25 protein-coding genes and 2 pseudogenes are annotated in these 21,709 nt (G+C 39.8%); 10 read left to right on the top strand and 17 right to left on the bottom strand.

All coding sequences use genetic code 11. From position 1 onward, the window contains the following. Nucleotides 1-73: 73 nt before the first annotated feature. From FOF60_RS11320 to FOF60_RS11305, 4 genes are all read right to left on the bottom strand, one after another. Nucleotides 74-529 (bottom strand): hypothetical protein, encoded by a 456-nt coding sequence (locus tag FOF60_RS11320; RefSeq protein WP_225650497.1) that lies wholly within the window; start codon nucleotides 527-529, stop codon nucleotides 74-76. Further along, the gene (locus FOF60_RS11315; protein ID WP_225650499.1) at nucleotides 490-1,206 is read right to left on the bottom strand and encodes a M14 family zinc carboxypeptidase; all 717 of its coding nucleotides are present in this window, start codon (nucleotides 1,204-1,206) and stop codon (nucleotides 490-492) included. Before FOF60_RS11315 ends, FOF60_RS11320 begins: the two co-directional genes overlap by 40 nt. Nucleotides 1,207-1,542: 336 nt before the next feature. Beyond that, the gene (locus FOF60_RS11310; RefSeq protein WP_192473655.1) at nucleotides 1,543-2,064 is read right to left on the bottom strand and encodes a spermidine/spermine N(1)-acetyltransferase; all 522 of its coding nucleotides are present in this window, start codon (nucleotides 2,062-2,064) and stop codon (nucleotides 1,543-1,545) included. Between the two features lie 63 nt (nucleotides 2,065-2,127). After that, a complete protein-coding gene (locus tag FOF60_RS11305; protein WP_192473656.1) occupies nucleotides 2,128-2,517 on the bottom strand; it encodes a DUF4440 domain-containing protein in 390 nt (129 codons plus the stop codon). A gap of 292 nt (nucleotides 2,518-2,809) precedes the next feature. Here FOF60_RS11305 and ggt point away from each other — a divergent pair, with 292 nt between their 5' ends. After that, complete coding sequence (gene ggt, locus FOF60_RS11300; RefSeq protein ID WP_192473657.1) at nucleotides 2,810-4,582, top strand: gamma-glutamyltransferase; 1,773 nt, start codon at nucleotides 2,810-2,812, stop codon at nucleotides 4,580-4,582. Between the two features lie 254 nt (nucleotides 4,583-4,836). Here ggt and ftsZ read toward each other — a convergent pair whose 3' ends face one another. From ftsZ to FOF60_RS11280, 5 genes and pseudogenes are all read right to left on the bottom strand, one after another. Further along, a complete protein-coding gene (gene ftsZ, locus FOF60_RS11295; RefSeq protein WP_192473658.1) occupies nucleotides 4,837-6,063 on the bottom strand; it encodes a cell division protein FtsZ in 1,227 nt (408 codons plus the stop codon). A gap of 319 nt (nucleotides 6,064-6,382) precedes the next feature. Beyond that, nucleotides 6,383-6,610, bottom strand: a complete 228-nt coding sequence (locus tag FOF60_RS11290; protein ID WP_192473659.1) for a hypothetical protein — start codon at nucleotides 6,608-6,610, stop codon at nucleotides 6,383-6,385. Between the two features lie 122 nt (nucleotides 6,611-6,732). Beyond that, nucleotides 6,733-8,148 (bottom strand): annotated as a pseudogene (locus FOF60_RS11285) (prolyl oligopeptidase family serine peptidase); the annotation flags it as partial. A gap of 68 nt (nucleotides 8,149-8,216) precedes the next feature. Further along, nucleotides 8,217-8,724: pseudogene (locus tag FOF60_RS24565) on the bottom strand (TolB family protein); the annotation flags it as partial. An 81-nt stretch (nucleotides 8,725-8,805) separates the two neighbouring features. Further along, nucleotides 8,806-9,648 carry a lipid II flippase MurJ gene (locus FOF60_RS11280; protein WP_192473660.1) on the bottom strand — a complete coding sequence of 281 codons (843 nt, stop codon included), beginning with the start codon at nucleotides 9,646-9,648 and terminating at the stop codon, nucleotides 8,806-8,808. A gap of 196 nt (nucleotides 9,649-9,844) precedes the next feature. On the opposite strand from FOF60_RS11280, the gene FOF60_RS11275 reads away from it, so the two are divergent. Genes FOF60_RS11275 through FOF60_RS11260 form a run of 4 tightly spaced genes read left to right on the top strand, consistent with a single transcriptional unit; the run spans nucleotide 9,845 to nucleotide 12,801 of the window. Beyond that, a complete protein-coding gene (locus tag FOF60_RS11275) occupies nucleotides 9,845-10,375 on the top strand; it encodes a DUF6431 domain-containing protein (RefSeq protein WP_225650527.1) in 531 nt (176 codons plus the stop codon). A gap of 44 nt (nucleotides 10,376-10,419) precedes the next feature. Further along, a complete protein-coding gene (locus FOF60_RS11270; protein WP_192473827.1) occupies nucleotides 10,420-11,775 on the top strand; it encodes a DDE-type integrase/transposase/recombinase in 1,356 nt (451 codons plus the stop codon). Continuing rightward, nucleotides 11,768-12,568, top strand: a complete 801-nt coding sequence (locus FOF60_RS11265; protein ID WP_192473828.1) for an ExeA family protein — start codon at nucleotides 11,768-11,770, stop codon at nucleotides 12,566-12,568. The genes FOF60_RS11270 and FOF60_RS11265 overlap by 8 nt, the downstream gene beginning before the upstream one ends. Beyond that, nucleotides 12,565-12,801 (top strand): DUF5348 domain-containing protein, encoded by a 237-nt coding sequence (locus FOF60_RS11260; RefSeq protein ID WP_192473829.1) that lies wholly within the window; start codon nucleotides 12,565-12,567, stop codon nucleotides 12,799-12,801. Before FOF60_RS11265 ends, FOF60_RS11260 begins: the two co-directional genes overlap by 4 nt. On the opposite strand, the gene FOF60_RS11255 is transcribed toward FOF60_RS11260, so the two are convergent. From FOF60_RS11255 to FOF60_RS11220, 8 genes are all read right to left on the bottom strand, one after another. Further along, complete coding sequence (locus FOF60_RS11255) at nucleotides 12,762-13,694, bottom strand: oligosaccharide flippase family protein (RefSeq protein ID WP_264647678.1); 933 nt, start codon at nucleotides 13,692-13,694, stop codon at nucleotides 12,762-12,764. The two genes, FOF60_RS11260 and FOF60_RS11255, sit on opposite strands and share 40 nt — an antisense overlap. A gap of 236 nt (nucleotides 13,695-13,930) precedes the next feature. Beyond that, on the bottom strand, nucleotides 13,931-14,449 hold the full coding sequence (locus FOF60_RS11250) for a GrpB family protein (RefSeq protein WP_225650520.1): 519 nt from the start codon (nucleotides 14,447-14,449) through the stop codon (nucleotides 13,931-13,933). Between the two features lie 45 nt (nucleotides 14,450-14,494). After that, nucleotides 14,495-14,836 (bottom strand): hypothetical protein, encoded by a 342-nt coding sequence (locus FOF60_RS11245; protein WP_192473763.1) that lies wholly within the window; start codon nucleotides 14,834-14,836, stop codon nucleotides 14,495-14,497. 46 nt (nucleotides 14,837-14,882) lie between these two features. Continuing rightward, the gene (locus FOF60_RS11240; protein ID WP_192473764.1) at nucleotides 14,883-15,071 is read right to left on the bottom strand and encodes a PspC domain-containing protein; all 189 of its coding nucleotides are present in this window, start codon (nucleotides 15,069-15,071) and stop codon (nucleotides 14,883-14,885) included. A 283-nt stretch (nucleotides 15,072-15,354) separates the two neighbouring features. Further along, nucleotides 15,355-16,125, bottom strand: a complete 771-nt coding sequence (locus tag FOF60_RS11235; RefSeq protein WP_192473765.1) for an alpha/beta hydrolase family protein — start codon at nucleotides 16,123-16,125, stop codon at nucleotides 15,355-15,357. A 759-nt stretch (nucleotides 16,126-16,884) separates the two neighbouring features. Then, nucleotides 16,885-17,028, bottom strand: a complete 144-nt coding sequence (locus FOF60_RS11230; protein WP_192473766.1) for a hypothetical protein — start codon at nucleotides 17,026-17,028, stop codon at nucleotides 16,885-16,887. Between the two features lie 45 nt (nucleotides 17,029-17,073). Continuing rightward, nucleotides 17,074-17,268, bottom strand: a complete 195-nt coding sequence (locus FOF60_RS11225) for a hypothetical protein (RefSeq protein WP_192473767.1) — start codon at nucleotides 17,266-17,268, stop codon at nucleotides 17,074-17,076. Between the two features lie 33 nt (nucleotides 17,269-17,301). Further along, on the bottom strand, nucleotides 17,302-17,727 hold the full coding sequence (locus FOF60_RS11220) for a nucleoside 2-deoxyribosyltransferase (protein WP_192473768.1): 426 nt from the start codon (nucleotides 17,725-17,727) through the stop codon (nucleotides 17,302-17,304). Nucleotides 17,728-17,978: 251 nt separating this feature from the next. Here FOF60_RS11220 and FOF60_RS11215 point away from each other — a divergent pair, with 251 nt between their 5' ends. The 5 genes from FOF60_RS11215 (at nucleotide 17,979) to FOF60_RS11195 (ending at nucleotide 21,674) form a co-directional block, all read left to right on the top strand. Beyond that, the gene (locus FOF60_RS11215) at nucleotides 17,979-18,776 is read left to right on the top strand and encodes a hypothetical protein (protein ID WP_264647677.1); all 798 of its coding nucleotides are present in this window, start codon (nucleotides 17,979-17,981) and stop codon (nucleotides 18,774-18,776) included. After that, nucleotides 18,754-19,011, top strand: coding sequence for an ArsR/SmtB family transcription factor (locus FOF60_RS11210; RefSeq protein WP_264647676.1), 258 nt, complete (start codon nucleotides 18,754-18,756; stop codon nucleotides 19,009-19,011). Before FOF60_RS11215 ends, FOF60_RS11210 begins: the two co-directional genes overlap by 23 nt. A gap of 111 nt (nucleotides 19,012-19,122) precedes the next feature. After that, nucleotides 19,123-20,103 (top strand): ABC transporter ATP-binding protein, encoded by a 981-nt coding sequence (locus FOF60_RS11205; protein WP_192473770.1) that lies wholly within the window; start codon nucleotides 19,123-19,125, stop codon nucleotides 20,101-20,103. Further along, complete coding sequence (locus FOF60_RS11200; RefSeq protein ID WP_192473771.1) at nucleotides 20,100-20,882, top strand: ABC transporter permease; 783 nt, start codon at nucleotides 20,100-20,102, stop codon at nucleotides 20,880-20,882. Before FOF60_RS11205 ends, FOF60_RS11200 begins: the two co-directional genes overlap by 4 nt. A gap of 3 nt (nucleotides 20,883-20,885) precedes the next feature. Next, a complete protein-coding gene (locus tag FOF60_RS11195) occupies nucleotides 20,886-21,674 on the top strand; it encodes an ABC transporter permease (protein ID WP_192473772.1) in 789 nt (262 codons plus the stop codon). The last annotated feature ends 35 nt before the right edge of the window (nucleotides 21,675-21,709 follow it).

The following is a 21,709-nucleotide window of genomic DNA, read 5'->3' as shown; positions in this document are numbered from 1 at the left end:
GCCAATTATTCCACTAAATTTTCTTCCTAATACAAAAAGAGAGTGCCTTTAACGACACTCTCTTAAAAAGTTATTAATATCCGCTGTCTGCTCCTGCAGGTACAACCCCATTATAGTCTGTAAAGTATCCAGCAAGAGGATAGTACGGGATGTTATACCAGTCATCTGGATTCACCTTTTCGACTTCTCCGGTTACATATCCGTACACCAACGATTTCAGTGCCTGGTAATTCTGCTTTGTCAGATAGCCATTTGACTTTTGGCCAAGGCTTCCATCAGAAGAATTCCCTTTTGTTTCAAAAAATACTGCTGGATGGCTATGGCCTTCTGGATTCAGGTTGTTGTAATCAAGCCCCATCATCATCGCTGAAACAACTCCGCCCCTGATATCAATATCATAGCCGATTCCTGCTTCTCTATCCACAGCGACCTGGTAACGGTCAATATGAGTGTAACCGTAATCTTTCAACTCATCATAAACATATGACATCATTTGCTTAGTGATGTCATTATAACCAGTACTAGGCAAAGTTGGCCCGTCAGGAGCAAGTGAGATTCCAAGGGAGAATGACGTGGATTCGTTCGTGCATACACTTGTTTCAACCCCTGATGGTGAAGGTCTATCGCAAAATCAGGGTTCACGTCTGCCCAGTAGGCGTAAACCACTCTGGATTCTACTGCTTCAAAACCAGCCGCCGTCCAATCGCGGTTAAGATCGATTAATTTACCGCTATTCGTAAGTTTGGTTTGACGTAAGTTCATTTCTGCTCCATCCGGATTGTACATTGGGATGAAATAAAGCGTAGACTCTTCGAGAACCCTCTCAACATCCTTCTCCCCGCTCTGTGCGTAAGTCTTTAAAAGCTGGAGTGCTGCTTCTGTAACCAGTTTCTCATTACCGTGGATTTGCGCTTGAATCCAAATTTTCTGAGGACCTGTCCCAACTTTTGCAGCATAAATGCTTCTGCCCTGCTCGGACTTTCCATACTGGTCGAGCGTAAATACATCAACCTTTCCTTTGCTCGTTCTTTCGATGCCTTCAAGGATCTTGACAACTTCCTGGTAAGATAGGGTGCTGTTAATGTTCGTTTTGCCGTTCGTGGATGGCCCGCCAGGCTGTAACGCGGCAAATGATGCCGAGCTGAATGCAAGCATCAGGATCAAAATAGCCGAGGTAATCTTCATTGATCTTTTTAACGATTTCATCTATGTAACCCCTCCGTCAAAGTTGTCGCCCCCTTTATATCTCCCCTCCTTTGTATACCTTTCGGGACGCTAAATAAATAATAGTTTAAGTTAGTACTATATTAATAGTGTAAAAAGAATGAATATTTAGACAATATAAGACAAGCTCTATTTGGTCTTTAGACCTACTAATAATTAAAAGACCATAGTTGATATGTAGAACCCAACTTACTAATATCTATGTTTCCTTAAAATAACGAAAAAAGCCGATCACATGCTAGGTTGAAAAAACCTGCAAATGGTCGCCTTATTGTAATTATAGGTGATAGATTAACACTTCGTCGGCAGATAATGGACTTAATCATGCAGTGTCTTAGTCATGATCAAGTCTATTTGTTCTTCATCCCCCATGTAAAAAGAGTGCTCTCCAGTTTGGACAAACTCCATTTTTTTATAAAAAGCGATGGCATTTTCATTCTTTTCCCATACACCCAGCCAGACTTTCTCTTTACCGCTTTCCATTGCCATTTCGATAGCTATATTAAACAGATACTTGCCAAGACCTAGCTTTTGAAATTTGTTTTTCACATAAATTCTTTCAATTTCCAAGCACTCATTACCCATTTTTTCAGTTTGAGCATCATTGGTATTAACCTTCAAATATCCAGCAACTTCATCAAGGTAGTATACGAAAAAGAATTGTGATGAAGGATGGGATAGTTCGCTTTCCAGTTGTTTTAAGTTAAATGCCTTCTCTAAGTAGGCACTCATATTCTCAGGGGAATTCTGTGCCCTAAAAGTTTCGTCAAATGTTTCTCTACTAATTTCTTGAAGTGTTTGCAAATCCTCAAGAGTACAGCTTTTTAAGTTTATTGTCATTTGCCTATTTCGCTCCTTCATACAAACCTTTAACTATATTTCGAATAACAAGAATTTTACCAATTAACTAGAGGAATATCTCTCCATATGCTGTCTGTATAACTTCCAGCCTTCCTGTTCTTTTTTAAAAATTTCTATAGCCAAGGCGCTTGCTACTTTTTTACCTGAAAAATAAAAGTCGATTATCGATGACAGAATAATCTCATTTTCCGACCTGAGATTGCTGGTTAAGTCGGTATACTGCCATTGAGTATTTTTCCCTTGGTATGACTCAAATGTTTCCACATTTGATAGTTTATAAGAGGCTCCGGTATAAACCTCGTAATCCCGATCATTGTAATAACCAAAATATCCAATAAAGTCCTTTGATATCCATTTATTCACTTCGTTCACATCATTGCTTTTTAGTACATTGCGATACTCCTCAACTGCTTTAAGAGCTTCATTTAGCACAGCTTTACCCCCATATTAAAACCGATTATTTATAAATTCCACATTATTTTATAAATTCCTTTTTTTCGTAATAAGGAACACAGACGACAATTTTCTTCTTCCATAATTAGATTAGGCAGAGCCTCTCACTCGTTCTTTAGTCCCCACTAGTTCAAGTGTCTATTTAACTACCTTTCCCAATACAGTTAGGAATAAAGATTTAAAATTAGGAAAATTCAGCAAATAATTTGCTATCAATCTCGCTTTTCCCCTACCATGAGGATGATTCCAAAATTAAACAGGAGGGATTCATATGAAAAGATTCTTACGTACTGGGCTATTTGCTCTTCTAAGTGTTCTGTTGCTCGCCGGTACCATGCCTGCGACGGGATTGGCAAAAAAACCGCAATTCAGCTATGACCAGTACAGCCAGGTTGATGTTGGCAAGGATGGTATGGTTGCAACAGCCCACCCTCTCGCATCCGAGATTGGTGCTGAAGTCCTTCGCAAAGGCGGAAATGCAATTGATGCTGCTGTAGCCATCCAGTTTGCACTGACTGTAGTCGAGCCAATGATGTCAGGAATCGGCGGCGGCGGTTTTATGATGGTTTATGACGGAAAAACAAAGGAAACCAAGATTGTGAACAGTCGTGAACGTGCTCCTGAAGGCGCGACACCAGATATGTTCCTGGATGAGAACGGAAATCCAATTCCTTTCTCCGTTCGGTCAACAGGCGGTACAGCAGTTGGAGTGCCGGGTACCCTGAAAGGTCTCGAAGCAGCGCTTGAAATGTGGGGAACTCGCCCGCTGCAACAGCTGATCGGACCGGCCGTCAAACTCGCTGACAAGGGTTTCCCAATTGATTCGGTCCTGGCAGATGCGATTGCGGATAATCAGGACAAGTTATCAAGATCTGCAGCAAGTGAAGTCTTCCTGCCTGGCGGAGAACCGCTTCAAGAGGGAGATGTTCTTGTTCAGGACGATTTGGCTAAAACCTTTAAGCTGATCCGCTCACAAGGTACAGAAGCATTTTATAATGGAGAAATTGCAGAAGCAGTTGCTGATGTTGTCCAGGAATTCGGAGGTTCAATGACTCCAGAGGACTTGGAAAAGTATGAGGTAACAGTGGATGAACCGGTGTGGGGCGACTATCAGGGCTATGAAATTGCCAGCATGCCACCACCAAGCTCAGGCGGTGTCTTCCTGCTGCAAATGTTGAAAATTCTTGATGATTTCAATCTTTCTCAGTATGATGTTCGATCTGCAGAAAAGTATCATCTTCTGGCCGAAGCTATGCACCTTGCCTACGCGGACCGGGCTGCCTACGCTGGAGATCCTGAATTTGTCAATGTGCCTGTGAATGGACTTTTACACCCCGATTACATCAAAGAGCGCCAGGAAATGATCAGTCTCGATTCAATCAATCAGAATCCAACAGCCGGCGACCCGTGGAAGTATGAGGATTCCGAAGCCAACTATACACAGAAAAGCCAGCCAAATGATCGGAAATATGGCGAAACAACCCACTTTTCTGTAACAGACAGATGGGGTAATGTCGTCTCCTATACAACAACCATTGAACAGGTTTTTGGAACGGGCATCATGGTGCCTGGTTATGGATTCATGCTGAACAATGAATTAACCGACTTCGATGCAGTCCCTGGCGGTGCGAATGAAGTGCAGCCAAACAAACGCCCTTTGAGCAGCATGACACCAACAATCGTTTTTGATAACGAAGGTGAACCAGTCTTAACGGTTGGCTCTCCTGGAGGCCCGACCATCATCACTTCAGTACTGCAAACCATTATCCATGCAATTGAGTACGATATGGAACTTAAGCAAGCAGTTGAGGAACCTAGAATCTACACAAATAATCTAAATTCCTACCGTTATGAAAACGGCATTAGTGCTGATACATTAAGTCAACTGAATACGTTGGGACATAAATTTGGGCCTAGTCCAACCACGATTGGAAATGTACAAAGCATTCTCATAGATCGTGAGAATGGTATTTTCAAAGGAGTCGCTGACTCAAGCCGAAACGGAGCAGCGATTGGTATCGACCTGAAAGGCAAACGAAAATAGAACCAAAAAAAAGTGAGAGAGTTTCCTAACAGGTTCTCTTACCTGTTAAAAAACTTAATTTAAGCAAGGCAAATAGACCATCTAATATAAAACATTTGATGGTCTATTTTTTCTTATTATATTTTGTGATACAAATCATGCAGCAATATAAATTTTTCGTTCAGTTAAAAAAATGGATTACATTGCAAGTACAATGTAATCCATATTTTTTATGTTATTTATATTGCCATAGCTGAAACTACTTTTTTCTAGATTTACCGCCTTCTGCTTCGCTTCCGCAAGAACGCTGGAATATCATGCGAGTCGTCTTGCTGCTGGGTACCCCGATCATAATTCGCTGGCTCATCGTAGGCAGGCTGATTGCTGTATTGGCCAGACTGACCGTAGTTTTGGGGAAGACCGTAATTCCCGGTTTCAGCATAGGCAACAGGCTCTCGCTGTCTCGAATGAGCATGGTATTGCTCACGGGAATTAGCAATCATGTCTCCAGGACGTCGCGATGAGTTCGATGTCGGAGCTTCCTCCTCATCATGATCGAAGCCGGTCGCAATCACGGTCACCATGATTTCATTTGTCAGGTTTTCATTGATGACCGACCCAAAAATCATGTTTAGCTGGTCATCTGTTGCAGCCGCCACAATATCAGCCGCTTCCTGGACTTCATACAAACTGAGGTTCACACCCCCGGTGATGTTCATCAGCACTCCTTTCGCACCATTGATGCTTGTTTCAAGCAGTGGTGAGGAGATGGCCTTTTTGGCAGCTTCGGCAGCACGGTCATCGCCTGAAGCCACTCCGATGCCCATGAGTGCCGTTCCATTATGGGACATAATCGTTTTCACGTCAGCAAAGTCCAGGTTAATCAAGCCTGGCACGGCGATCAAGTCGGAAATGCCCTGGACACCCTGCCTGAGAACATTGTCCGCCTCACGGAAGGCTTCAAGCATCGGTGTTTTCTTGTCGACGATTTCCAGCAATCGCTCGTTTGGGATGATGATTAAGGTATTAACGGCTTTCTTCATCTCTTCAATTCCGGCTGCCGCATTTTGTGCCCGCTTACGCCCTTCAAAAGTGAACGGACGAGTCACTACTCCAATTGTAAGTGCGCCAAGTTCGCGTGCGATATGGGCAATCTCCGGCGCAGCTCCGGTCCCGGTTCCGCCGCCCATTCCGGCTGTTACAAACACCATGTCCGCACCTTGCAACACATCCCTGATCTGATTCCTGCTTTCCTCGACAGCCTTTTTGCCGATTTCAGGATTGGCTCCGGCCCCCAGGCCCCTAGTCAGCGAACCGCCAATTTGCATCGTGACCTCCGCTTTTGACATATTGAGAGCCTGCGCATCGGTATTCACAGAGATGAACTCCACCCCCTGCACGCCATCCTCAATCATCCGGTTCACGGCATTATTTCCGCCGCCGCCAACCCCAATTACTTTTATAGTGGCAAATTGATCGATATTAGTGTCAAATTCTAGCATATGTAGTCCCCCTATTTAGCTTCTGAATTGCCCCCTATTTTTCTCTGTACCTATACAATTCGCCACCGGCTACGCAATTCCGTCTTTTTCTGCGAATTGTTAATGAACTGTAATTCTACAGTAATATTTAAGTAATTCAAGAATCTTATGTACCACATTACTCTTCCCTTCTTAATCTTACAACTAAAAAAACTTTATTTGGAATTATGGTTCTTATGATCCTACAAAAATAGCGTTGATTCTTTTCCAAGCAAAATGGGTTAAATAAAAAATGTCAAAGCACCGGTTTGTAAGACTAGGGGATCGTTAAAACTAACCTTTAACTTCCAATTAGGATAACAAGTCCAAAAAGGAAATAAAAAATAGCTGCTAATGCTTTCCCTTTAGATCTTCTATTTTCAATGACCAAGGCAACACATAGCACAGCGAAGAGAGCAAAGCCGACAAGTCTATATTGGCCAGCAAACGGTCCTATTTTATGTAATATCAATACAATAATTGAAATAATGGCCAAAGGTATATAAAACCTGCTGTATCTTGAATTCATCTGTTACCTCCTCTAACCAAATTATCTAATTATTCTTTATTCGTTCCCTAAATCTAAATAACCTTCTTGAGCATTCTCGTAGTTTCATCCTTATGCATCCTTTTGGGATATCCATTAACTAATCACACAACTCTAAGACCTTCCATGCTCTCTCCAAGAATATAGTGCGTAAACCATATCAAATTCTGATTCATAATAGCCACATTCATTCCTGGCTGGTCAGAACTATATGCCATACCTTTAAATATGATTAATTCTGATTCCACATCCATATCCCTTAGGCCTTGATATAGCTCATATGCATTTGTGGTTGGAACTCTTGCATCCATTTGGCCATGTTGGATTAATGTTGGAGTACAGGCTGTTTTAATATATGTCATGGGTGATGTTTTACTATATATCTCTGGATCATTCCATGGGTTATCTCCTAAATACATCCTAATAAAATATGGTGTGTCTGTATTTACATAATGGTGACTCCAATTTGTAATTCCTCCACCGACTGAAACTGCCCTAAATCTATCACTATATGTAGAACAAAAGGCTGATATATATCCACCTTGGCTCCACCCCATTACCCCTACTCGGTCTTTATCTGCAATACCCATGTCAACAAGTGTGTCTACCCCGGATATGACATCCTGGTAGTCACCAATTCCCAGATTTCTATAGTTTGCTATTAAAAATTCATTCCCATATCCTGAACTTCCTCTGTAATTTGGTTCTAGAACGATGAATCCTTTTTCAATAAACTGCTCAACAGGATATTTTTCATTGAAGCAGCCTGAATGGATCGGGAACGATGCCCAATTTGGACCGCCATGGATAAGTACCAATAAAGGATATTTTTTCTGTGAATCGAAGTCTGCCGGAGTTGATAAAACCCCTTCTATTTCAAGATCATCACTGCTTTTCCATGAGATAATTTCCCTGTTACTTTTAAGCTTTCCTTTGAAAAAGCTATTTTCATTCGTTAGCTTTTTTTCGTCTAAATAGATTTCAAAGGTTTCATTTGCTGCAGCCTTACTATAGGAAAGATGTTTTCCATCCTTTGTTATAGATGCATCCATTATTACGCCATCTGCTTTTTCGCTTAACATCTCCACATTGCCATTCTCAGATAATAACGCAATAAGATAATTAGTTTTATTCTGCCATTTAATTAAAATCCCTTTAGCTGTCCACCGTATTGGAATAACCGTACTATCAAAATCTTTTTAAGGGTGAATGACTTCCCCGCTATTAAGATCATATATGTATAGTGTTCTGTCTCCTATATGTGTCTTATAATAATTTTTCTCCCTTATGCTGGCTGAGTAGCATATTTTGCTTTCGTTAGGAGAAATGCAAACACTCGTACGCAATAGCTTATCAACATTCATCTTTTGCAGCTCGCCAGTTTTCGTATCTAGTATATATAGGTCTGCATTCTGCTCATCTTCACCAGACGGGCTTGGTGCAGCAATAAACACAACCTTTTGTCCATCGTTAGAAATGTCAAATTCATAGATATGAAAATCCTTACCGTCAGTCAGCCGAAGCGGAATGGTTTTTTCATTAACCTTACCCGCATAACTAGAATCCTCTGGGCTCTCATCTATATTTTTTATTTCAACGAAATATAAACAATGGTTTCGGTAATCCTTGCCTACATGCTCGTAGTCTCCATATATCTCTTTGCGTTTCTTGATCTCCTCAGATTCATTTGACAGTGCCAAATAATAAAAACCCTTGCCAGCTGGATCCCATTTGAATTTACTTACTCCTTCTTTCTCAACAGTCATTTGAACCCTGCTATAGCCAACTAATGACTCAACAAAGATTTGATTTTTCTTCTCTTCCCCATCACCAACTGAACGAAGGTATGCAATATGTCTAGAGTCTGGTGACCATAATGGCGATGTACCCTCTAGATCGTTGGCTGTTAATGACCGACATTTCCCCTTATTTTTTTCATATATCCATATGTGATTCCTATATCTATTGCCTTCCCAGTCAACTGTATTTTTGACAAAGGCGACGTTTTTTCCATCTTCACTAATGTTTATGCCTGATAAGGTTGGTAATGAAATAAGCTCTTCTATAGTAAGATATGATTTTTCAATAATTGTCATTTTAAATCTCCTAATCATTATTGGCTATTGTCCAAGACTTGGATGATAGCTATATAGAATATTAACTGGCTATTTGCATTACTATTTACTCTTACTTCTCAATGAAAATCTCTTTACCATATGCAGCTTGTAACCTAATCCTAAATAAACGAATACCCCCGTAGAGATGGAGATAATTGAAGTTATTGCAGCACGAGAATATATGCTCAAACCTTTTGGCAACCATAGTTCTGAAAAAAGTTTTACACACCAAACAGCCATTGACATGGTCAAAACTAACAAGAAAATGCCCTTTAATGTTTTAAGTAATGGTGTTAACCTGAATTGAATTGTTTTCTTAATGATGAAAATGTTAAATAGAATAGAGATCATAAAACCAAAGTAAGTAGCTAAAATTGGGGCAGCTTCCTTGAAATATGGCACAAGTATGTAGTTTAAAACGATCTTCAAAAAAACTCCTAAAAGGATTCCTATGATTAATTTCTTTTGTTCATTTATTCCTTGCATAATTGCAGCTGTTACTGTAAACATTGCAAAAAATATTGCGGCTAAAGAGTACCATTGTAAAAGGTACCCGCCCAGCTCAGGACTGTTTTCAACCCCGAAAATCGTGATATAAATAGGGGCTCCAAGAATACATAGGCCCATAGCAGCTGGAAGAGTAAAGAACACAATAATTTGGATGGTTTCAGAAATCTTATTTCTTACTTCTACTATTCTTCCACCAATAAAATCTGAAGTTAAACCCGGTATCAAAGACATGCCGAATGCTGTAGCCAATGACACAGGTACCATCACGAGAATTTGCGCTAATCCAATAACTGAATTAATAGTCTCCGCTTCATTTAACTTGTATCCTATAGACTGAAACAAATTATTAATGGTAAAGGTATCAATGTTTTGATAAATTGGTGTTTTTGACATCCTTAAATTTCCGAAAGTTGACGGTATTGCCTGTCCAGAATTAGTCGATTATAATGTCCGTATATAATTCGAAACATTTCGACATTTATTCTGGAGAAAGGAAAAGACGTCCCCCATAATGTATAACTGCGCCAACAGTTATACAGGAGACGTCCCACAAAAAAGTATATGGTTATTGTATCAGATTATCAGCTGATTGAAAACACTCTTACTGGAGTTTTTAGTTAGGGGTGCGGGGAGGATCCCTTCCCCTTGCTGTGGTAAAGACATGTTGGTTAGAGGTACAAAGAATCGAAAAGCCAAGGATCATACAGGTCAGAGTAAAACATATAACATCCGAAGAATGCAGTGCACCAATTGTCAGACCATCCATCATGAACTTCCAGATTTATTGATTCCTTATAAACGCTATGAGGCTGAATGTATCGAAGACGTTCTTACGAACCCATCCACCCACATTGTTGCTGCCGAAGATTCCACTCTTTCAAGATGGCACGGTTGGTTTCATCAATTAATGGATTATTGGATCGGCTGTTTGAACTCCATCATGATCAGGACCAACCAGGGAAAGATCCCCCAGGATGTTACGTCCAAATGTTCAGGGACCGCACTTCAAAGGATAGGACGCTTGGTAGGAGATGCCAATGGATGGCTGACAAGAATTGTCCGGCCCATCGCAAATATAAATTTATGGTTACACACCCGTTCCGCATTCATTGTCCAATAGAACCTGATTTACACTCGTGATAGACACAGAGAGGAGAATGTATCATGAGTGATCATAAGAAATCAGAAGAATTGGCAGTGCAGCGTTTTCAGCTGATATCCCCTTTATTGGCAGAGGGGCTTGACGCTGGGAAAGTAAAGGAGTTAAGAGACCAGATAGCGAAGGCTAGCGGTCTTTCTGAAAGAACCATCAGGCGATATTTGGCTCAATTTCAGGTAGATGGGTTTGGAGGACTAAAGCCGCAAGGAAGAAAAGGTGCTCAAAAGTCTGAGGCTATCCCTCCTCATTTATTGGAACAGGCAATCCTTCTGCGTAAGGAAGTGCCGAGCCGGAGCGTGGCTCAAATCATACAGATACTCGAGTGGGAAGGGTTGGCTGAACCAGGGCAGATCAAAAGGTCAACGCTCCAGGAAAAGCTCACTGAAAAAGGTTACAGCACACGGCATATGCGACTCTACTCCCAGACAGGAGTAGCTGCCAGGAGATTTCAGAAGCGACATCGCAACCAACTCTGGCAATCAGATATCAAGTATGGCCCTTACCTGCCAATTGGTCCGAATGGAATGAAGAAACAAGTATATCTTGTCGCCTTTATCGACGACGCCACCAGATTTGTGCTTCACGCAGCTTTCTACCCTACTTTGGATTCAAGGATCATTGAAGATGCCTTTCGGCAGGCCATACAAAAGTATGGTGTTCCAGAAGCTGTTTATTTTGATAATGGAAAGCAATATCGAACCAAATGGATGTCGCGTACCTGCTCAAAAATAGGCACCCGCCTTACATACACAAGGCCATACTCAGCTGAATCAAAAGGGAAAATTGAACGCTTTAACAGAGTAATAGATTCATTCATAAGTGAGGCTGTCATCGAAAAACCCAATACACTTGATCGTCTGAATGAGCTTTTCCAAGTGTGGCTGACAGAGTGTTATCAGAATAAGCCTCATTCTGCACTTGGGGAGAAAATCAGCCCGGAAACGGCATTTCGTTCAGATAAGAAAGCGATTCGGTTCATCGATCCGGATACGTTGAGTAATGCATTTCTCCATTGTGAAACGAGGAAAGTTGATAAATCAGGATGCATCAGTTTCATGGATCAAAAATATGAGGTGGGCCTGACATTCATTGGACGACAGGTTGAAGTTGTTTATGACCCTGCGAATATCGAGGAGCTAACCATTGAGTTCGAGGGTCATATTCCATGGAAAGCCAAGAAGCTGGTCATTGGGGAAAGAGCTGGGAAGCGTCCTGCATTACCTGAGCACCTGCAGGTGCAGGATGTAGAATCTTCAAGACTATTAAAGGCAGCTGAACGAAAGAACCAGGAACGTCAAACTGAACAGAAACCTGCCGTGACCTTCCGTGCCGTTTGGAAGGAGGATGATTCTCGTGTTTGAAGCCTTCTATGAAATGGATTACACACCTTTCGCCAGAGATCTTCCGACTGATCAATTGTATGATTCCTCGATGATGCAAGAAATCCTTGGAAGGCTGAAGTACACAGCTGAAAGACAGCTTTTCGCCGTTCTGAGTGGGGATAGTGGTACTGGAAAGACTACGACCATCCGTAAGTTTGTGGACAAATTGGATAAAAGGAAATTCCATATCCTTTACCTGTCTGACTCTAAGTTAACACCTCGGCATTTTTACAAAGGTCTTCTGGAACAGTTAGGCTCCGAAGCGAAGTTTTACCGGGGAGATGCAAAACGGCAGCTTCATCGTGAGATTGAATTAATGAAAGGCATACGAGGGCTACAACCTGTGGTGGTAGTGGATGAAGCCCATCTTCTGGACCGTGAAATGCTTGAAGAGGTTCGTTTCCTACTGAACTTCAAAATGGATTCGCAAAGCCCGATGGCGCTTATCCTTGTCGGTCAAAGTGAATTATGGGATCGACTTCGGCTCCAATCATACGCAGCCATACGCCAAAGAATCGATATCCAATTTCAGCTAGGACATCTCGATCGTGCCCAAGTTGAAGAATATGTTTCTAGGCACCTTCGTTATGCCGGAGTTGACCAACCAATATTCTCTGACGGGGCTCTCGATGAAATCCATCGGTTTTCTGGTGGTGCCGCAAGGCTCATAGATAAACTCTGCACGCATAGTCTACTCTATGGCTCACAAAATGGCCGAAGGATCATTGACGACCATATGATCAAGCAAGTCATCCAGGGTGAACTTTCATGAAAAGCCGTTGGAAAGAAATGAATTACAATGAAGAGTTGGATTGTTGGGTTGTATTTTGGGGGGACAATGCTGGTTATAAGATGCGATGTGGAGAATGGTTTGATCTTCATCTAGGTAATGGCAAGACTCTTTCCTGCCGTCTGGAACTGGGTAGGGATTGGTATATTTTCACTGGTCGTAACGACGTAAAGTTCTATCTTAAGAAAAACGAGACGTACCAAGTTGACTTGTAAAATCGTTGGGAAGCAGGAAAACTGCCTCCCTTTTCATTTTGGACAGGAAATCCGTCAGTTTTCGGACAATTAGTACCATCAATTTCCGGACATTGTAGAACGTCATTAACAATTGGGATTGCCAGTCCTGTAATGACAAAAGGAATTGCATAACCAATCAATTCCTTTAACATTGATATCACTTTTAGGTCTTTGTTATTTGGACTGATATCTCTTTGTTTCTTTATTAATTCTCCTCGTTTATAAAAAACGAATAATAAAACTAAAAATCCTGCTACTCCACCGATAAAGGCGGCAAAGGTGGCAATCCCTACAGCATTGGTAACAGAACGGTTAAATATGTGGATGGTAATATATGCGCCTGCCAAGATAAAGACAATCCTGACTACCTGCTCTACCACTGTACTTAATGCCGAAGGCCCCATTGATTGGCTCCCTTGGAAGTATCCCCTGAAAATACTCATCGCTGGAATAATTAACAAAGCAAAACTGACGAGACGAATTACATACTGAACATCCTCTACAGAATTACCTGTTTGATCATTAGGCTCAATTAGTACACTTGCTAAGAATGGTGCTGATAAATACAAAGCAGCAAATGAGATAATACCACTTATGACCATTAAAAACATTCCATATCTTAATAGAGTCAAACCCACTCTATAGTTACCTAATTCATTATATTTCGAAACGATTTTAGAAACGGCAAGGGGAAGGCCTATTGTTGAAATACTCAAAAGGATCGTATACGGCCCATAGGCATATTTATATAAAACATATCCTTGAGTTCCAACGAGAGCCGTGAATGGTATGATATAAATAAAGCCCAGAATCTTGGATATCAGGCTGGCTGCCGTTAAAAAGAAAGTCCCTCTTATAAATTTACTCTCCACTGAAACACCTCAAATTAATCACAACTATGTTAGCAACTCTTTTCCATTATGCTGTTTCTCTAATAAACCTATATTAACATATTTATCCATTAAGGTTTCACTAGCAACAAAACAAAAAGTGCGCTAATCCTCCCAAGATCAGCGCACTCTACTATTTACTATTTATTCACATCAACTAATTGGGTTTATTGAAAGATACCCGGCCTGTTTTTTTTGCTTCCCTGACCATATTCAGGTTACCTATCAAACTGTTGAAATTCAGGAGTTTCCATTAGTCTTTCAAAAAACTCATTCTTGGCTTTTCGGTAAAGCTCCATATCTCTCCCTTCAAAATTCCTTTTTAACTCGTCATACTCTTTTCGGTATTGTTCATTCATTATCAAAATATCACGAAATTTCCAGAAGAAATCATATTCAGAGCCTATAACGGTCAGTTGTACCCCTAAAGGTGGATCTACTGAATCATCTTTAAATGCTCGGAAAGTTTGACTTTTTGTACTACCTTCATTAACCTCATACAATTTCGAAAGTTCTTGAACTGCTTTGGGAAATAGATAAGCTTCAACCCGAACCTGTATATCTAAATCCCCTTTTGTAATGCTGTTTGGAACAGCTGAACTGCCTACATGCTGAATATCTGCTTCGGGGAGTAGGATTGCAATCAAGGTTTTATGTAATAAAAAAGTTTCCTCAGCCTTTTCGCTTAAGGTGTTATGATGAATAAAATTGACCTTCTCCGTGTTAATCGCCTCCAATGAAATACTATAAACTCTCGAGTTTGTTAAAAAAAGATTATAGTATTAACGGCAATAATCCTTCTCTTCTTTATCTATAACTTTACCGCTATCCTTCTCAACAACTATTTGATACCCCTTACAAAGTGGCGTATCCCTTTCATCGATAATATCGACAATATAAGTCTCGGCTGTTTCTTTCACATTCTTACTCTCGTAAGGTGTTAAATTCAGCTTAACTGGATGTGTCCAATAACCAGCAAGGTAACGCTGAGAGATTGTAATCGCCAGCTGATCATTCACAGGTAAATCAGACCGATCAAGATTCAAAGTTCGAGCATCGTGATAAAGTAATACACCTATTATTAAGCTAGTCAAAAGTATCGTAAGCAATTTCCATTTCTTCAAAGAAAAATCCCTTTCAATTAATTTTGCAAGTAATGCACCAATCTATTTAATATAACGAAGGAGGACTATCATCCATCGCATTAACAAGAATTAAATAGATTAGTATATTAGCGCCAGGTAACAAAACAAATATGAGCCTTACCGCCAAAGAAGATATGCCAAAATACTCAGCTATACCTCCGCAGACACCACTTATAGACTTATCTGTTGAAGACTTTTTTAACTTATTTTTCACTTCAATTCCCCCTCAAATATCGGAGCCTATCTAAATTAAATAATACCATAAATAACCAATACACATAGTTAACATTACGGCATCATTTGCTAAAAATGTCGTTAATCCTCCTGGAATCAGTCATGAATTCTGCCCACATAATCAAAAAAACTGCCATCCGGCAGCCAGTTAAAGAATAAAAAAAATTAAGTTAGTCCCTACCATAATTAAAATACCAATAAGTCCAATGAATAACGCTTTCACTTTTTCCGTTCTTCCTAGATGTGAAAAAAAGATCGAATCCTCAAATTGATTCAACAACTATGTCCCAAGCAGCTGAAGTTGAGTCAATGACCTTAAAATGTTCTATATCAGGCAGAACAACTAACTTCACCTTATCTCCTTTTTCTAAAGCGCTTTGGTAATAATTCTTGCTTAATTCAACAGGAACATGACGATCCAACTCACCGTGTATTAACACTTGATCGACTTCAAATGGTAATAATTCTATTGGAGAAGACATTTTATAGCGTTTAGGAACTTCATGTGGTGCCCCACCTAATAGTGCAGCTACTGGGCTTTTTATTCCCTTTTGTTCGTGAATTTCCCACATCTTTTTTAGGTCAGTGACCCCTGCCAGACTTAATACTTTTTTAATAGGTATAGAAAGTTCACTATATACATCATCGGCTTTCGACGTGTTAATTCTTGAAGCTAACCAAAGGGCTAAATGGCCTCCAGCTGAATGACCTATAACAGTTACATTTGAGAGGTCAATATGATATGACTCTTTAATAATAGACAGATGGTTAATAGCGTCAATAACATCATTAAAAATGCTATTCCATCCTTCTAGTTCTTCACCAATTCTTCTATATTCGATATTCCAAGTTGCATAACCACGTTGAGTTAAATCCTCAGCAATTGGGGTATTCTCCTCTAAGTTATATTTGGATTGCCAAAACCCCCCATGAATTAAAACTATTACTGGGCATGGATCTGAACTTTCAGGCAAACGCAAAACACCAAATTTTGATTGATGTTCCCCATAAGAAATATTAAATTTATTGGACATAGAGATTACTCCTTAAATAACAGTATATTTCTGTAGAATTCCACACTTCCTTCATGAAAAGTGGCATTCTTATCGCCTATCTCTTTAAGCGAAGGCCGATTGAAGGTTAAAAGCAAGATTACATAGAAAAAACAAGACCCTTTTAAGCCTTTTTTCACTATAGAATTTTTTTATTGGCGGTTTTCACAACTTTATTGGCGATTTTCAAATTTTATTGGCGAAAAAATTTATTTATTGGCGATTTCACCCTACTTAATGGCGAAAATCAAAATTTATTGGCAAACTGGAAATTCCGCCCGTTTTTTTCCAGTTTAGACTACGGTTACATTAGCTTGTGTGGAGTAACCCGCCCCGGGTAAAACAATAACTAAGCTATCTGTTCCTTCTTTTTGTTCAATCAATCTAAAAGGGATACTTTTATTCATTTTCTCACTACTCCATAAATTCATTGATTGTTCTCTTCAATTCCCTACACAACCTATATTCCTTCTACAAGAGCCATTCTGCATCAAACAAAAACAGTTATTGTCTACCTCCTTCATCTTCTCTTTTTTTCAAAGATTGAAGCAAGACTGCATTGGCTAAAAGGAATCCGGCCGACAGTATAGCGAGTTTAGTGCCGAGAATAAAAGATAGAATCGCAGATAACAAGGCACCAAACAAAAGAAATTTACTTAATGGACTCTTGATCTTAAACTCCCCCTTTTTGTTGTAAGTTGTTTTTATAAGTATTACGGAAAATCTCTTCTGAAACAGCTTCTACTTTAAATAACCAAATATCCAAACAATCAAGTACATTGGAATTGCTACGATAATCATACCTGCCAGAAAATAGCTAAGCGACTTTAAAATGAATTTAAAAATATCATAAATAGAGCCTGCTAAGTCATCAATAAATCTCAAGATTAATCACCCCTAAAAAATTTCCATGTTACCACTGTATGCAAACTACTTCTCAAGACTCCTTAAAGTTATAGCAAGTGCAACCCATGTTAATCCTGAAAAAATGGCTAGAGGGATTGCTTCAGCTGTTTTATATTCAGGAATTAGATTTGAAAAAATAGTCCTGAAGAATAAAAATGTTGAAAATAAGGCAACGAAAACTAATAAACCCAACAAAATTAATGAAAGTTTTTTTGTCAATTTGGTCACCTGCCTTTCATTTTTAGCTCCGAATTAATACACCTCTTGGTTTAAAGGCAACTGAATGATGATCTTCTCTATTAATTCATCCAGTGTCCTATAACATTTTTCTACTTCTGGCAAATGATAGAATGTAATAGTTGTTTCAAAATGATTGATTGCTCCATCTGGAGAGTAAAGAAAAATTTTCTTTTCCAAGCCCAGCGCAATTCCTAATTCTATATGAGTTCCTTTTCCACCTGGCAGTAACACAACGATAAAATCAGATTCTAAGACGGCGTTTTTCTCATTTTGGCCAATCTCAATTAAATCTTCGAATGTTGATGTTTTGTCTTCCCTTGCTTGGGCATTTTTCGTCCAATCATATGTATGCACATAGCCTTTGTTTACTAATTGTTTCGTCACATAGTTCACAGCATCAATGTTCCGAAAACTCGATGCTACATAAAATTTCTCCATACTCTTCTCCCTTTAAAAAACTGAGCTTTCCATTCTTACTAACATAAGTATTCAATAAAAAGACCGTTACTCCTCCCCCGGAATGTCGAAAAATGGAAATCTAATTAATATTAGCTGGTATTTATGATAAAAACCGAAACACCCCTACTTAATAAAGCCAGTTTATAACATTAAAAAAGCTTCCGAACCTTTCATGTTTCCTTTATTAGATGATTGCCTTATAATAAACATGTATGAAATGAGGTGTTGATATGTCATTAGAGTGGGACAGCCGCTCAAAAGCAGATGAAGTCGTAGTGGAGCACTTTCACTCAACTGTTGTGGAATTTATTGCTTTTACTTCGTCTTTACTTGATGCAAGAACTGAAAAGGACCGCTTATATGGTCAACTACTCAAGGAACTAGATAAAAACTCCGCAGAATTCCTGGATTTTTGGGAATCAAAAACCGATTGGAGTTTCACCTTTCTTTTTAATTTCCTTCTGCCTTATCCTTATTTTCATGATGTAGAACTGTTTCTTGAAAAAATCTCTACTCTTAGTGATCCTGATTTTTTGTATCACTTTTTTGGCGAGTCTCTTCCTGAAAAGCAAATTAAAGAATTGATTAAAAATCCAGAGAAGCTTAAGTCTGCTGAGGATACGATCTGGTGGGAAACTGATGAAAAGAAAACAACTACGCAAGGTATTCTAAACAACCTGCCTGATTTCCGAAATAGCTTTATATCTCTCTTGTTAGATGTATCTCAATCGCGGACATTCAAAGATGAGCTTGCAAACGTAAGCAATGCTGCCCAGGAATCTATCGAGAAAGTGAAATCGATTGACATGGAGCCTTTGGCGTTAGCTCAATACATAATGGGAAAAACGTTCAGACGAACAAGCTTATATCAAGTGTATTACTACATTCCATCCTACTTTTTTGCCGCTAATCGAATCAGGATTTTCGATTCCAAGACATGTATCATCATCTATGGAGTTGTTGCACCACTGGTCGATTATCGAAAAAAAAAGTGCCGAACTGGAAGTGCAACTAAAGGCACTTTCTGACCGGAATCGAATCCTTATTTTAAGAATGCTTGCACGGAATAAGGAATACGGTGCCAAAATCGCCGAGTACCTCGGAATTACAACGGCCACCGTCTCGCACCATCTGGAACTTTTGAAGAAAGCTGGTTTTGTGAAAGAAGAAAAAGTAGGGACGATTAAGTATTTTTCCTATAACCAGGAACATGCAGAGGCAACTTTAAAACAATTGCAAGAATTTATAAGCCCTAAGTTATAGTCTAATCCCCACAGAGGATTAGGCTTTTTTTATGTAAAAAATGGTTGACTTTACCAAAGGACATAATATAATCATCTTATAAGATAACTATCTTACATTGGAGGCGAAGACATGAACCAAAATGTAATTGAAGTAAAAAATGTTACTCGAGCCTACACAACGGAAGTAGGAATATTCAAGAAAGAAAAGAAGACGGTAGAAGCACTAAAAGGAGTTTCTTTTTCAGTGAAGAAAGGGGAAATCTTCGGCTTGTTGGGTCCCAATGGTGCCGGTAAAACAACGATGATTAAAATATTGTCTACCATGCTGATCCCCCATTCAGGTAATGTGTCCATCTTAGGGCTTGATCCGGCAACAGATCACCGACTTTTGAGGCCAAAAATCAATTTTATCCTCGGAGGAGAGCGGAATTTGTACTGGCGGCTATCGGCTTATGACAACCTTTCGTATTTTGCTGACCTTTATAAAATTCCTCAATCTACCAAGAAAGATAGAATAGAAGATTTATTGAAACTCGTTGGCCTTCATGATGTTGCTCATCAAAAGGTTGAGACTTTCTCGAAAGGAATGAAGCAGCGATTACAAATTGCAAGAGGGCTTGTGAACAATCCGGAGATTCTGTTTCTTGACGAGCCTTCTATCGGCCTTGATCCTGTAAGCGCGAGGCAGCTTCGCGAGACATTGCGGAAACTAAATAATCAAGGTACAACGATTCTTCTGACAACTCATTACATGTATGAAGCAGACGAATTATGTGATCGCATTGCCTTCATTAATAAAGGGGAAATAATCGACATCGATAGCCCTTACAATCTGAAGAAAAAGGTAGATAACATGTCGATTATCGATTGCTCGGTCCTGGGAGCATCATCATCGCAAATTGATTCAATAAAGAATCATAAAAGCATTCAGCACATAAAAGTTGACCGACAGGATTTTGCCTTTACATTAAGGATCCAGACAACAGAACCCCAGCTTGTCGTGCCATTTATTTATAATTCAATGAAAGATTCTGTGATTACCAATTTAACGATTTCGAATCCAACACTTGAGGATGTATATGTTAGAACGATTGGAGAGAATGCATCATGAGTCTAGCTGCGTCCCTTCTTCATACCATCCTGGTCCATATGAAGCTATCGATTGCACGGCCGATGTTTAAGTTCATCATCTGGATTTCACCGCTTTTTTATTCAACATTGGCGATCTTTATTTACGGAAAAGACTCACCCGAAACTTTGTTCCATAATGTCGTATTGGGCTCAGGATTCATGGCTCTCTGGTCCTCGATTGTTTTTTCATCTGCAAGTGATGTGAACAGAGAACGATTTTATGGAACACTCGAAATCATTTTTATCTCGCCAGTTCCGTTCGCGGTCACTCTGATAGGAAAAATCATTGCAAATACAATATGGGGACTTATTTCAATGATTTTGTCTTTCGTCTATTTAAAATTTGTTTTCCAGTTAGACCTTGTCTTTTATCATCCGCGGGTCTTTTTAACAGCACTACTATTCGTCCTGCTGTCATTGGCTGTTTTCTCTTTCTTTCTCGCGCTCGCCTTTACCCTTTCCAGACAAGCGGAAGCGTTGATGAATTTCATTGAGTATCCGATTTATCTAATTTGCGGCTTTTTATTTCCGATTTCGTATTTGCCAGCATGGATTCAAGGAATCTCTTACGTCCTGCCTCCTACCTGGGCAATCCAACTTTTACGGGATGTAACGACAGAAACGTTCTCCTCACAAACAGTGCTATTTTCTTTTACAGCCCTTGTTTCTCTTACAGTGCTATACATTTTCATTGGGATGTATTTCTATCGTTTAATGGATAAAAAGGCTAGATTTCACGGGAAATTGGGGGTGTATTAAAGAATGGAAGCTGTTCAACGATTTATACGTCACGGTTTTCTATCGTACAAAGCTTTATTTGGCTGGCTGGATCCGAAGGTATATCTATTCGTAATGGTGCTGAGTCCACTCAGCCAGCTGATTTTCTTTTCAACTTTAGTAAACTATGTATACAAGGGAGAAAACCTATTAGGCTATGTAGCAGCCAATGCTCTCCTGCTTTGTGTATTAAATGCAGTGTTTGGAATTATGTCTGTCATCACCTCCGACCGATGGATGGGAACACTTCCCCTTGTCATGGCGACACCTTACAATAAAGTAAGCTTATTTTTATCACGATCCATCGCGCACGTCTTAAATGGACTGGTGACCGCAGCTATCGGCCTTCTGTTTGGAATCCTCCTCTTTCAGTTAACGATTTCTTTTCAAGAAGGCTTTGTGCTCCTGATTATTTGGCTTTGTTCGATCTTCTCAGGTGCCGGGCTTGGCCTTATACTCGGAACCTTTTGTCTCTGGTCCCCTTCTATGCACCTATGGTCCAACCTGCTGGCAAGTCTGTTACTTTTATTGAGTGGTGCTAACTATCCTTATTCCCGGATGCCAGAATGGCTGCAGCTCCTCGGGCAGTTCACACCACTGACAAGAGGCGTCCAACTTACAAAGGACATATTGAATGATGGGAACTATTCAAATGTGGCAGTCCTTTTAGGCGAAGAAATCTTATTAGGCATTGCATTCTTTGCCATCAGCTTCCTTCTGCTAAAACTCGCCGAATACCAGTCTCGAACAAAAGGAACAATGGAATTTGATTGATTAATAGAACACAACAAAAGGCATTGCAGGTGCAA

Source organism: Mesobacillus jeotgali (assembly GCF_014856545.2).
Lineage (GTDB): Bacteria > Bacillota > Bacilli > Bacillales > Cytobacillaceae > Mesobacillus.
Note: the sequence above shows the minus strand (reverse complement) of the source record. Positions and strands in the feature narration are given on the sequence as shown.

Bases quoted from the DNA above. Each gene is read 5' to 3' on its own strand.
- FOF60_RS11315 (WP_225650499.1), bottom strand. From the start codon at position 1,206: ATGAAATCGTTAAAAAGATCAATGAAGATTACCTCGGCTATTTTGATC.
- FOF60_RS11220 (WP_192473768.1), bottom strand. From the start codon at position 17,727: ATGGAGAAATTTTATGTAGCATCGAGTTTTCGGAACATTGATGCTGTG.
- FOF60_RS11215 (WP_264647677.1), top strand. From the start codon at position 17,979: ATGTCATTAGAGTGGGACAGCCGCTCAAAAGCAGATGAAGTCGTAGTG.
- FOF60_RS11200 (WP_192473771.1), top strand. From the start codon at position 20,100: ATGAGTCTAGCTGCGTCCCTTCTTCATACCATCCTGGTCCATATGAAG.
- FOF60_RS11235 (WP_192473765.1), bottom strand. From the start codon at position 16,125: ATGTCCAATAAATTTAATATTTCTTATGGGGAACATCAATCAAAATTT.
- FOF60_RS11195 (WP_192473772.1), top strand. From the start codon at position 20,886: ATGGAAGCTGTTCAACGATTTATACGTCACGGTTTTCTATCGTACAAA.
- FOF60_RS11205 (WP_192473770.1), top strand. From the start codon at position 19,123: ATGAACCAAAATGTAATTGAAGTAAAAAATGTTACTCGAGCCTACACA.
- ftsZ (WP_192473658.1), bottom strand. From the start codon at position 6,063: ATGCTAGAATTTGACACTAATATCGATCAATTTGCCACTATAAAAGTA.
- FOF60_RS11260 (WP_192473829.1), top strand. From the start codon at position 12,565: ATGAAAAGCCGTTGGAAAGAAATGAATTACAATGAAGAGTTGGATTGT.
- FOF60_RS11270 (WP_192473827.1), top strand. From the start codon at position 10,420: ATGAGTGATCATAAGAAATCAGAAGAATTGGCAGTGCAGCGTTTTCAG.
- FOF60_RS11310 (WP_192473655.1), bottom strand. From the start codon at position 2,064: ATGACAATAAACTTAAAAAGCTGTACTCTTGAGGATTTGCAAACACTT.
- FOF60_RS11290 (WP_192473659.1), bottom strand. From the start codon at position 6,610: ATGAATTCAAGATACAGCAGGTTTTATATACCTTTGGCCATTATTTCA.
- FOF60_RS11280 (WP_192473660.1), bottom strand. From the start codon at position 9,648: ATGTCAAAAACACCAATTTATCAAAACATTGATACCTTTACCATTAAT.
- ggt (WP_192473657.1), top strand. From the start codon at position 2,810: ATGAAAAGATTCTTACGTACTGGGCTATTTGCTCTTCTAAGTGTTCTG.